Raw genomic sequence first — 12,392 nt, 5'->3', positions numbered from 1 at the left:
CATGAAATCAACATTAATTCTCCTATCATTATTAGGATTAAATTTCTTGCCAATACACGCTCAAAAATCAAATGTTTGGGTATCAGATTTAGGAAATGGGACGTATAAAAATCCTGTTTTACATGCAGATTATTCTGATCCTGATGCAATTCGTGTCGGTGATGATTTTTTCATGACAGCTTCCAGTTTTAATGAAGCGCCAGGTTTACCAATTTTACATTCAACTGATATGATTAATTGGAAATTGGTCAATCATGCCCTACCCGATGTTTTTCCTATCAAACATTTTAGTACACCAAAAAGAGGCGATGGTGTTTGGGCGCCAAGTATCCGATTTCACAACAACGAATATTATATTTATTGGGGCGATCCAGATTTCGGAATTTATATGGTTAAAACCAAAAATCCTTTCGGGAAATGGGAAGATCCAATTTTAGTTGAAGAAGGAAAAGGTATTATTGATACATGTCCGTTTTGGGATGAGGACGGAAATGCCTATATCGTGCATGGTTGGGCAGGAAGTCGCGCTGGCGTAAAAAGCCTTTTGACAATCAAAAAAATGAATGCGGAAGGAACAAAAGTCTTAGATAAAGGAAAACACATTTTCGATGGACACGAAAATCACCCAACTGTCGAAGGACCAAAAGTTTATAAACGCAACGGTTTTTATTATATTTTTGCTCCTGCAGGTGGTGTAGCTACTGGTAGGCAATTGGTTTTACGTTCAAAAAATATTTATGGACCTTATGATGAAAAAATTGTTTTAGAACAAGGAAAATCAACTATCAATGGACCTCATCAAGGTGCTTGGGTGGATACAAAAAATGGAGAAGATTGGTTCTATCATTTTCAAGATGCAGATACGTATGGACGAATTGTTCATCTTCAACCAATGAAGTGGATCAACGATTGGCCGTTTATTGGTGTAGATCAAGATAAAAATGGAATTGGAGAACCTGTTTTGACATATAAAAAACCTACAATTTCGAATAAATCTGAAATTATAAATCCTTCGGAAACGGATGATTTTAAAGGAAATGATATTGGATTACAATGGCAATGGAGTGCAAATCCTTCAATTGTTTGGTACAGTAAGTTAGCAAATCAAAATTTTCTTCGTCTTTTCTCGATCAAAGTTCCTGAAAATTCGAATAATCTTTGGACGGTTCCTAATTTGTTAACGCAGAAATTTCCTGCACCAAATTTCACAGCTTCAACAAAAGTAAAACTTACGCCTGAAGATGCTACAGAAGGGAAAACTGCTGGTTTATTAATCATGGGAACAGATTATCAATCTTTAGTTATCACAAATAAAAAAGATGGATATTATTTACAATTGATTCGTGCAGAAAAAGCAGAGAAAAATAATCCCGAAAAAATTCTATCCGAAGTAAAATTATCAACTAATGAAGTTTTCTTGAAAGTAAAAGTGAGCGAACCAAACGGAATTTGTCAATTTAGTTTTAGTGAAAACGGAAAAAAATATACATCAATCGGAGAACCATTTCAAGCTAAACCAGGAAAATGGATTGGAGCAAAAGTTGGTATATATAGTATGAGTTCTCAAGATGCGAAACGTGGTGGTTATGCTGATTTTGATTGGTTCAGAATAGATAAAAACGAGAAATAATGAAGACAAAACAATTTTTATATACTTTAATTTGCTTCATTACTATGTCAATTTTTTGTCATGCACAAAAAGGAAAATCAATCACAATTTTCTTAATAGGAGATTCAACTGTTGCAGATTATACAGGCGATTATGATCCTGGTAAAAACTATATGAAAAACAGATATCCAATTGCTGGTTGGGGACAAGAATTTCAACCATTTTTTGCAAAAGATAGCGTACAAGATGTGAAACATTTAGCGAATAAAAATATCATCGTCAAGGATAAAGCAAAAGGTGGTCGAAGTACGCGTACTTTTTTTCAAGAAGGTAGATGGCGAGAGGTCTATTCACAACTAAAAGAAGGTGATTACGTGTTGATTCAATTTGGACATAATGATGCCGCCGAAGATAAACCAGAACGATTTGTAAATTTAGAAGGTTACAAGGAATTTTTGAGATTATATGTGGATCAAACAAGAGAAAAAGGTGCAATTCCGATTATTCTAAGTCCCGTTGCAAGAAATTATCCTTGGAAAAATGGAAAGCTAGAAAATGTACATGGCGAATATCCATTTGTCGCTAAAGAAATTGCAAAAGAAAAAAATGTTGCATTCTTAGATTTGAATCAATTATCAATGGATTTTTTTAGCCAAAAAGGACAAGAATATGTAACAAAAACCTATTTCATGAATTTTGGAGCGAATTTGTACGATGCTTATCCAAATGGACAAAAAGATAACACACATTTTCAAATTGCAGGCGCAAAAGCTGTCGCATCAATTGTTTTCAAAGAATTCAAAACTATCATTCAAAACAAAAACATTAAATAATGAAAAAATACATAAAACTACTTACAGTTGCGTTAGCAATTGTTTGTTCTACTCATTTATCAGCTCAAGTTGATGAGAATATTTACAAGGATATTGAGTTTAATATGCCGAAAGTAAAAGAAACTTCGTTCCCAAATCGTATTGTTTCAATTGCTCAATATGGCGCAAAATCGGACGGAATTTTCAAAAATACAGAAGCAATCAACAAAGCTATTTCAGAAACAAGCGCGAAAGGTGGAGGAAAAGTTGTTATTCCGCGCGGAATTTGGTTGAGTGGTCCTATCGAAATTAAAAGTAATATCAATTTACATTTAGAAGATGGCGCTTTATTGATTTTTAGTAAAGATTTCAACGATTATCCTTTGGTTGAAACAAGCTTCGAAGGTCTAAATACAACGCGTACAGCTTCTCCTATTTCTGCTAAAAATGCGCAGAATATTGCGATTACAGGAAATGGAACAATCGATGGAAATGGTGATGCGTGGCGTTTTGTAAAGAAGGGTAAAATGACAGATTCTCAATGGAAAAATCTAGTTGCGTCTGGCGGAGTTTTATCAGATGATAAAAAAACGTGGTTTCCAAGTGAAGGCTCTAAATTAGGTTATATCAGCAGTTCTAATTTTAATGTTCCTGATAAAATCAACAAAGAAGATTTAATTAAAGTAAGAGATTTTTTACGCCCAGTAATGGTTAGCATTGTCAATTCGGATCGTGTACTTTTAGATGGTCCAACGTTTCAAAATTCACCTGCATGGAATATTCATCCATTAATGAGTTCGAATATTATCATTCGAAATTTGAATGTTAGAAATCCTTGGTATTCGCAAAATGGAGATGGATTGGATTTAGAATCTTGTAAAAATGTGTTGATTTACAACAATACGTTTGATGTTGGTGATGATGCAATTTGTATCAAATCTGGAAAAGATAAAGATGGTCGCGATCGTGGAATTCCTACTGAAAATGTAATTATCAAAAATAACACAGTTTATCATGCGCACGGCGGATTTGTGATTGGTAGCGAAATGTCTGGTGGCGTTCGTAATGTTCATGTTTCTGGTGCAACTTTTATCGGAACAGATATTGGTTTAAGATTCAAAACGACTCGTGGACGTGGTGGATTAATCGAAAATATTTATATCTCTAATATTGATATGATTAATATTCCTGCGCAAGCAATTGGTTTTAACATGTTTTACGAAGGAAATTCTCCAATTGTAGAAGATGATCAAAATGCAGATGACGAAAAAAGGAATGATAAAAAAGTTCCTGTAACAGAGGAAACCCCAACAATTCGAAATATATTTTTCAAAAACATTAATGTTGTAAGTTCTCACGAAGCTTTGTTTATCATGGGACTTGCAGAAATGAATATTAAAAATATTGTGGTTGAAAATTCTACTTTCGACACAAAAAAAGCTTTAAGTATTATTGATGCTGATGGAATTCAACTGAAAAATGTAAAATTCAATTACAAAGACGGAAAAGCGGTTACAATTTTTAATAGTAAAAATGTTGATTTAAGCACTACTGAATTCAAGTCTGCTACAACTCCAGAAATTAAGATTATTGGTAATGAATCTGATAAAATTAAGTTACCAAAAGCATTTGATAAGAAGAATGTAACAAGTTCTAAAGAAGTCAAAAAGAATGCAGTTATCAATTAAAAAGATTTTGTTTGTTTTTATGATGCATATGGTGATAGCCTTCGGTCAAGTTGAGAGACCGAAGGCTTCGCCTTATACAATCGAAACGACTTACAAAAAATTAAAGAAAAATTACCCTTTTATTACGCCGATTTCTTCGAAAAACTTTGAAAATATAAATGCTTTTGAGGATATAATTTATCAAGAAAAACATCAATTAAAAGCTGATATTTATCAACCAAAAAATCAAACTAAACCCTCTATAGCAATTGTTCTTGTACATGGTGGAGGTTGGATTTCGGGTAGCAAAGAGAATCAAAAACCAATGGCTCAAGCGTTGACTTCAGCTGGTTTTGTAACAATGGCGATAAATTATAGATTAAGTGATGTTGCAAAATATCCAGCTCCTTTAGAAGATATGGATGATGCAGTTAATTATTTGATAAATAATCGTAAAAAATACAAACTCGATCAATCTAAAATCGTTATTCTTGGCGCTTCTGCTGGTGCTCAATTGGCAACACTTTACGGCGTAAAATCAAAGAAAATTGCTGCAATTATAAATGTTGATGGAATTGTTTCTTTTATTCATCCCGAAGCTGAAGAAGGTACTTATGCCAGTTATTTTTTCGGTTATACGAAACAAGATAATTTTGAACTTTGGAAAGAAGCTTCTCCTTTAGAATATGTTACTTCTAAAACGCCTCCTACTCTATTTATCAATAGTTCACAACCGAGATTTCGAGCTGGTAGAGATGATATGATGAAAAAATTAAATGATTATCATATTCTAAATGAAGCATACGAAATTAAGAATTCGCCCCATTCTTTTTGGTTGATGAACCCTTGGTTTGATGAAACGAAACACTACATTATTGATTTTTTAACGAAACGATTTAACAAATGAAAATCATTCAATTCATTTTTATAGTTTGTTTACATTTCATCTTTATCAATGTAAATGCTCAGTACAAAACAATTACTGTTGCAAAAGATCAACAAGCAGATTTTACATCTATTCAAGAAGCTATTAATTCTTTGAGAGATTTAGGACCTGATCAAGCTTTAATTCTTGTTAAAAATGGTGTTTATCACGAAAAAATTAGAATTCCTTCTTGGAAACATAAAATAACGATAAAAGGTGAAGATTCGGAGAAAACTATTATTACTAATAATGATTTTTCTGGAAAAATAGATGGTTTAACAAATCAAAAAATGACAACCTATAATTCCTACACTTTTTTGGTTGAAGCAGATGATATTCAGTTAGAAAATCTTACGATTCAAAACGAAAGTTGTAACCAAGGACAAGCTGTTGCGTTGCATGTGGAAGGCGATAAATTTGTGGCAAAAAATATTCGATTATTAGGATGTCAAGACACATTGTATACTGCAACAAACAGAAGTCGTCAATATTATCAAAATTGTTATATCGAAGGAACGACAGATTTTATTTTTGGTGAAGCAATTGCTGTTTTTGAGAATTGTACCATAAAAAGTTTGGCTAATTCTTATATTACAGCTGCGGCAACACATCAAGAGCAAGAATTTGGTTATGTTTTTTTCAATTGTAGTCTTATTGCAGAAGACAATTTGACAAAAGTTTATTTGGGAAGACCTTGGCGTCCTTTTGCCAAAACAGTTTTTATACATACCGAAATGGGAAAACATATTCTTCCTATTGGCTGGAACGAATGGAAAGGTGATGCAATGTTTCCAGATAAAGAAAAAACAGCTTATTATGCAGAATATAAAAGTAAAGGTTTAGGAAATAATCCTCAAAAAAGAGCAAGTTGGTCGCATCAATTAACCGAAAAAGAAATACAAAAATATACCATCGAGAATATTTTTAACGGATGGAATCCAAAGCAAAATTAACATGAAAAAAATAATTTTATCAACGATATTATGCTTGTTTTTTAGCATATCATTCGCCCAAAAAAGAACCCTATTTCTTGTTGGAGATTCGACAATGGCGAATAAAGAAAATCCAACTAAAAATCCTGAACATGGCTGGGGACAACTTTTGCCTGAGTTAATGAATTCTGATTTAGAAATTCAGAATCATGCGACAAATGGAAGAAGTTCTAAGAGTTTTAGAATAGAAGGAAGATGGAAAAAAGTTCAGAGTCAATTGAAAAAAGGTGATTATGTAATCATTCAATTTGGGCATAACGATCAAAAAATTGAAGATTCTGTTCGTTACACAAATCCTGTCACTCAATATCGCGCAAATTTGGAACAATATGTTACAGAAGCTCGTGCAAAAGGTGCTATTCCAATTTTAATGACTTCTATTGTTCGTCGAAATTTTAATGAAAAAGGCGTTTTGGTTGATACACATGGTTTATATCCTTTGATTGTGAGAAATGTTGCAAAAGATTTGGATGTTCCGTTTGTTGATATGCAATATTTAACAGAGAAATTGGAAATAAAATATGGTCCAGAAAACTCTAAAAAATTGCATTTACATTATCAACCAAATGAAATTGATTATTATCCAAAAGGCAAAGACGATGATACACATCTATCAAAACTTGGAGCCGAAGAAGTTTCGAAATTAGCGGTTAAAGAACTGATCAAGCTAAATATTGGCTTAGAGAAGTATGTTAAAAAATAAGTTTTTAGTTTTTATTTTAAATCAATACCCCTCAACAAAAAATTTTGAAGAGGGGTATTTTTATATTTTTTTTTAAAAAATTATTAGTCAACAATTATTCGATTATTTACTTTTTTATTTCCAATTATTGATTGATTAATAAAATTGAAAACTTCATCCAAATATTGTTTTCTCAATCCAGACCATTCATGTTTTCCTGAATTAGAGAAAATAGCAAAAGATGCTTGACTATATTTTCTATTTAAATCCTCTAAAGTAGCAGAACCATTTAAAGGAAAAAAACCTGGTTGATTATCCAAACAACTTCTGTGCGGCGCATTGTAAGCTGGTACTACATCATCGCTTAAACCATGTACATAAACTGTTGGCAAAACACTCGATTTTGTAACATAACGGTCGTCTACAATCGCTCCGGCATAACTTACTAATCCATCAATTTTAACTTGATTGAATTGATTTCCGTACCATAAATCTCTCAAATAATAAGCATTTAGAATAGTTTCTGCTCCTGCACTACTTCCTCCTAAAATTAATTTATTAATCGAAAATTTAAGTTCTTTTGAATTATTTTGAATAAAATTTAGCGCAGTTAAAACATCAAAAGAGGCTTCTTTAAAAATCATCAACTTTTCTTGTTTTGGTAAATCACACCCAAAACCAGCCGAAGAATTTGCCAATAATCTATACGAGATAGAAACAGCTATGAAACCTCTTTCTTGAGCATCTTTCATTCGTTCAATTTCTTCTTTATCCGCTCTTGTTCCTCCTGAAAATCCTCCTCCGTGTACCCAAGCAAATACATTATAGGATTGATTCTCTTTATAGTTTTTCGGATAATAAATATCAAACGCTAAATTATTTTTTTTATCATATACTATCGTTTTCTGCGCATATGTATAACTTATCATTAAAAATAAGGCAACTAAATATTTCATTTTTCTTCTATTTTAAATAAAAATTGCTTGACTTTAACTTCTTACGTCGTCAATTTGTCAAGCAATTTACTATAAATAATTTTCCCTTTAATTATTCTATTTTTTTACGAAATAATGATTGTGCTAATCGAATGTTCTTGCGAATTTACCTCAACAGCTTCTCCTTCTATCCATAAATTATATTGATATGGTTTATCTGTTTGATTCATCACAACCACCACAACTTTTCCGTCTTTGTTTACAAAAGAAGTCGTCATTAAATCTGAACGATTAGACGATGCTGCAATTCTTTGCGCACCTGGACGAATAAATTTTGAGAATTGACCTATGTAATAAAACGAATTTGTATATGTAACTTGTCCATTTCTAGTGTCTCCATGAATTGGTGCAAAACAGAAATTTCCTACGTGATTTGGTCCTCCTTTTTCATCCAACAAAACATTCCAATCTGTCCAAGCAACTGTACCTGAGTTAAAATCATTCATCATATTGTAACCATATTTTTCACCCAACGCCCAATTTCCCATTTGATTGTAATCAAATTGTTCTTTACAACCTTCTGTAAAAATTAAATTAACATTTGGAAAAGCTTCGTGAGTTAACGCTACATTATTGAATAAGTTTACACTTCCGTTCCATGTTTCATACCAGTGAAAACCAACTCCCCAAACATATTTAGCAGCTTCAGGATCATTCAAAATAGTTGAAGCACGTTGATAAATTAAATCACGGTTATGATCCCAAACAATAATTTTTTTATCTTTTAATCCCTTTTGGTGGAAAGTCGGACCTAAATTCTTTTTCAAGAAATCACGTTCTTCTTCAGCTGTATAAATACAAGATTCCCACGTTTGCGTCGCCATTGGTTCGTTCTGAATAGAAACTCCCCAAATTGGTAAACCAATTTTCTCATAATTCTCGATGAATTTCACAAAATAGTTAGCCCAAGTTTGGTAATATTCAGGTTTCAAAGAACCTCCTTTCAACATACTGTTATTCGTTTTCATCCAAGCTGGCGGACTCCAAGGACTTGCATATAAACGATAAGCGTCTTTCATTTCCGCTTTTGCCATTTTTATCATCGGAATTTTATAATTCAGATCATGTCCAATGTCAAAAGTTTTCAACTCTTTATCATTGTCTTTTACATACGTGTAACTATCGCTCGAAAAATCACTCGAATTTATTGTTGTTCTAATCAATGAATAACCAATTCCTTCTTTTTCGCTATAATAAGCTTTGATAATTTCTTGTTGAGTTTTCTTTGGCAATTTTGCTAAAACTTCCGCAGAAGCATCTGTGATTGCACCTCCAATTCCTTCAAATTTTTGGAATTTACGTTTTGGATCAATAAAAATCGCAATATCCGTTTCTTTTGGTTGCGGAAATTTTTTGACTGCTACTTTATCTGTTGATTTTGTAATTCGTTGATTAGTATTTTTTGCAGTTGTATATATTTCGATTTTCTTATTCGATAATTTAAAATCTTGCGCATTTACGGCAAAATAATTTAACAGCAAACCTGCAATAACAGGATATTTCAAATGTGATTTTGTCATAATTATTATTGAATTAAAAATTTGGCTAAAATTGGTAAATGATCTGATGGATATTTGAAATCATAGAAATCATCAATCGTATTGAAACTTTTACACGTTACTTTTGCATTCTTTTTGTAAAAAATGTAATCTAAAATTTCCGTTCCTTTTACATTGAATTTGAAATCTTCCCATGTAAAATCTGGTCCATAAACCGTTTGCGCATTAAGGCGAGTATCTAAATATTTATTTTGAATATATTTTACAGAAGCATCATCATGATTCATGTTAAAGTCTCCCATAAAAAATGCTGGATAATCTTTTTTACTTGTTAAATCATGAATTAATTGATCGATTAATTCTAACGATTTTTGACGCGCAACTTTTCCAACGTGATCAAAATGAGTATTGATTACCCAAAATTTCTTCTTTGTTTTCTTGTCTTGAAATAATCCATAAGTGATAATTCTGTTGTATGCTGCATCCCAACCTTTTGATTCTTTTTCTGGCGTTTCTGACAACCACATTGTTTTTTGTTCTAAAACTTTGTATTGATCTTTTTTATAAAAAATCGCCGAATATTCAGCATTTTTATCACTTGAACGAGGTTCTCCGATAAAATCTAATTGTGAATCATTTTGTTTGATAAAATCTAGTTGAGGAACTTGAGCTTCTTGTACACCAACAAAATCAGCGTCATAATATTTGATTAAATCAACCAATTTTTGTTTGCGAATATTCCAATGATTTGCGCCATCATCAACAGAGGCTAATCTAATGTTGTAAGACATAATTGATAAATTTTGTTGAGCAAAACCTATCATTGTCATGATTAAAACTAAACTTAAACTAATATATTTTTTCATGTGTGAATTTTTGTAAAAATCCAAGTAAGCACTTACATACTTACTTGGTTGAGAAATAAAACTAAATTTCTAACTATATATGAGGAATTTAATCAACTAAAGTAAAACTTGTTTTAAGTGAAGCGTTAGAATCTCCTCCAACAAAAATGTCGAAATCTCCTGCTTCTGCAACATAGTTCATATTGATATCGTGGAATTTTAAATCTTCTGGAGTTAATGTAAACGTAATTGTTTTTGTTTCTCCTTTCTTAATCATGACTTTATCAAAACCTTTCAATTCACGAACTGGACGCGTTACACTTCCTACTAAATCACGAACATATAATTGTACCACTTCTTCTCCATCGTAGTTTCCTGTATTTTTAACATTTACAGTTACTTTGATTTCATCTTTTCCATTTTTCATTGTTGATTTGTTCACTTTTAAATTACTATAATCAAACGTTGTATAACTTAAACCGTAACCAAATGGATATAAAGGCGAATTTGGAGAATCTGTGTAACGAGATTTATATTTTTGCTCTGCATCACTTTCTCCTAAATAAGGACGACCTGTATTTTTTTGATTGTAATGAATTGGAATTTGACCAACAGAACGAGGAAATGTCATAGGTGTCTTAGCCGAAGGATTATATTTACCGTATAAAACATCTGTAATCGCTAAACCTCCCATTGTTCCTGGATACCATGCATATAAAATTGCATCCATATTATCATTCTCCCAAGAAATTGTCATTGGACGACCAGACATTAAAACTAAAACAATTGGCTTACCAAGTTTCTTTAATTCTTTTAATAATTCTTTTTGATTTCCTGGTAAATCTATATTTGTTTGAGAAGCCGCTTCACCTGTTTGGTTTTCGTTTTCTCCCATAACCGCAACAATTACATCTGAGTTTTTCGCTATATTAATTGCTTCTTGGAAACCATCAGTTTTAGACGAATTAAGTTCTGTTCCTTGTGCATAAGTAATTTTTGCATTTTTACCTAAAACATCATTCAAACCTTCCCAAACAGACCATGCTTTTCCATAACGATCTCCACGTGCAGCCCAGTTTCCAATGATATTTTTCTCATCTTTTACTAATGGACCAATAACTGCAACTTTTTGAGATTCCTTTAATGGTAAAATTTGTTTATCATTCTTTAATAAAACCATTGATTTACGTGCAACATCACGAGCTTCATTTAAAAACTCTTGTTTCATTACCGTTTCTTTCTCACGTTTTGAATTTGAATATCGATATGGATCTTCGAAAAGTCCTAAGTCATATTTTGCTTCCAAAATTCTACGAACTGCAGTGTCAATCACATCTTGTTTTACTTTTCCTTCTTTTACCAATTTCGGTAAATGATTAAGAAAAGCACCACTCATCATATCCATTTCAATACCTGCTTCAACCGATTTTAGAGTTGCTTCTTCCAAATCTTTTGCAATTCCATGAGGAACTAATTCCTGAATCGCAGTATAATCTGTTACAACAAAGCCTTTATAATTCCATTCTTTACGTAAAATTTGATCGTACAAATATTTACTTGCTGTAGAAGGAACTCCTCCAATTTCGTTGAAAGACGTCATAAAAGATCCAGCACCAGCATCAACAGTAGCCTTGAAAGGAGGTAAAATATAATCTCTTAAGAATCGATCCGAAATTTCTACCGTTCCATAATCACGTCCAGCCTGCGCCAAAGCATATCCTGCAAAGTGTTTTGTACACGCTAAAACGGTATTCAAATCATATAAACTTTTACCTTGAAAACCATTAACACGCGCAATTGCAATTTTACTTCCTAAGAAAGTATCTTCACCAGCACCTTCAGAAACACGCCCCCAACGAGGATCAAAACCGATATCAACCATCGGGGCAAAAGTCCAATGAACTCCACCAGCAGCTGTTTCTTCAGCAGCAATTCGAGCCGATTTTTCAATTGCTTTTAAATCCCAAGAAGAAGCTTCTCCAAGTGGAATTGGAAAAATTGTTTCGTATCCATGAATCACATCATATCCAAAAATTAATGGAATCCCAAGACGTGTTTCTTCAACAGCTATTTTTTGTAACTTTTTGGTAATATCTGTTGTCGTTGCGTTAAACACAGACCCCATCATACCTTGTTTCGTGTATTTTATATAATTTTTATCAATTGCAGATCCTGTAACATCACCTCCGTCATAGGTATATTGTACCATCTGCCCTACTTTGTCATCAATTGTCATTTGAGCCATTACGTAATCAATAAATTCTGATTTCGATTTTGATTTATCAAACTTTATTTTTTGCGCATAAGTATTGAATGCTAATCCTAAGAAAGCAATTGAATAAATTAGTTTTTTCATTTTTTTGATT

10 protein-coding genes are annotated in these 12,392 nt (G+C 32.3%); 6 read left to right on the top strand and 4 right to left on the bottom strand.

What is annotated here, in order from left to right:
• Position 1: 1 nt before the first annotated feature.
• The 6 genes from FH779_RS07745 to FH779_RS07720 are packed head-to-tail and all read left to right on the top strand — an operon-like array spanning position 2 to position 6,708.
• Positions 2–1,630: a glycoside hydrolase family 43 protein gene (locus FH779_RS07745; RefSeq protein WP_180906620.1), complete on the top strand. Its 1,629-nt coding sequence runs from the start codon at positions 2–4 to the stop codon at positions 1,628–1,630.
• A 44-nt stretch (positions 1,631–1,674) separates the two neighbouring features.
• The gene (locus FH779_RS07740; RefSeq protein ID WP_244958043.1) at positions 1,675–2,442 is read left to right on the top strand and encodes a rhamnogalacturonan acetylesterase; all 768 of its coding nucleotides are present in this window, start codon (positions 1,675–1,677) and stop codon (positions 2,440–2,442) included.
• Positions 2,442–4,109, top strand: a complete 1,668-nt coding sequence (locus FH779_RS07735; protein ID WP_038330453.1) for a glycoside hydrolase family 28 protein — start codon at positions 2,442–2,444, stop codon at positions 4,107–4,109. The genes FH779_RS07740 and FH779_RS07735 overlap by 1 nt, the downstream gene beginning before the upstream one ends.
• Positions 4,093–4,995: an alpha/beta hydrolase gene (locus tag FH779_RS07730; RefSeq protein WP_084106810.1), complete on the top strand. Its 903-nt coding sequence runs from the start codon at positions 4,093–4,095 to the stop codon at positions 4,993–4,995. The genes FH779_RS07735 and FH779_RS07730 overlap by 17 nt, the downstream gene beginning before the upstream one ends.
• The gene (locus FH779_RS07725) at positions 4,992–5,966 is read left to right on the top strand and encodes a pectinesterase family protein (protein WP_038330450.1); all 975 of its coding nucleotides are present in this window, start codon (positions 4,992–4,994) and stop codon (positions 5,964–5,966) included. Before FH779_RS07730 ends, FH779_RS07725 begins: the two co-directional genes overlap by 4 nt.
• Position 5,967: 1 nt before the next feature.
• The gene (locus FH779_RS07720; protein ID WP_038330448.1) at positions 5,968–6,708 is read left to right on the top strand and encodes a rhamnogalacturonan acetylesterase; all 741 of its coding nucleotides are present in this window, start codon (positions 5,968–5,970) and stop codon (positions 6,706–6,708) included.
• 83 nt (positions 6,709–6,791) lie between these two features.
• Here FH779_RS07720 and FH779_RS07715 read toward each other — a convergent pair whose 3' ends face one another.
• From FH779_RS07715 to FH779_RS07700, 4 genes are all read right to left on the bottom strand, one after another.
• Positions 6,792–7,643 (bottom strand): carboxylesterase family protein, encoded by an 852-nt coding sequence (locus FH779_RS07715; protein ID WP_052217427.1) that lies wholly within the window; start codon positions 7,641–7,643, stop codon positions 6,792–6,794.
• Between the two features lie 104 nt (positions 7,644–7,747).
• Positions 7,748–9,202, bottom strand: a complete 1,455-nt coding sequence (locus FH779_RS07710; RefSeq protein WP_038330446.1) for a glycoside hydrolase family 30 protein — start codon at positions 9,200–9,202, stop codon at positions 7,748–7,750.
• A 5-nt stretch (positions 9,203–9,207) separates the two neighbouring features.
• The gene (locus tag FH779_RS07705; RefSeq protein ID WP_038330443.1) at positions 9,208–10,047 is read right to left on the bottom strand and encodes an endonuclease/exonuclease/phosphatase family protein; all 840 of its coding nucleotides are present in this window, start codon (positions 10,045–10,047) and stop codon (positions 9,208–9,210) included.
• Between the two features lie 88 nt (positions 10,048–10,135).
• Positions 10,136–12,382 carry a glycoside hydrolase family 3 N-terminal domain-containing protein gene (locus FH779_RS07700; RefSeq protein ID WP_180906618.1) on the bottom strand — a complete coding sequence of 749 codons (2,247 nt, stop codon included), beginning with the start codon at positions 12,380–12,382 and terminating at the stop codon, positions 10,136–10,138.
• Positions 12,383–12,392 lie beyond the last annotated feature (10 nt).

Source organism: Empedobacter falsenii (genome assembly GCF_013488205.1).
Lineage (GTDB): Bacteria > Bacteroidota > Bacteroidia > Flavobacteriales > Weeksellaceae > Empedobacter > Empedobacter falsenii_C.
The sequence above is the reverse complement of the archived record's forward strand: the minus strand, read 5'-3'. Positions and strand labels throughout refer to the sequence as shown.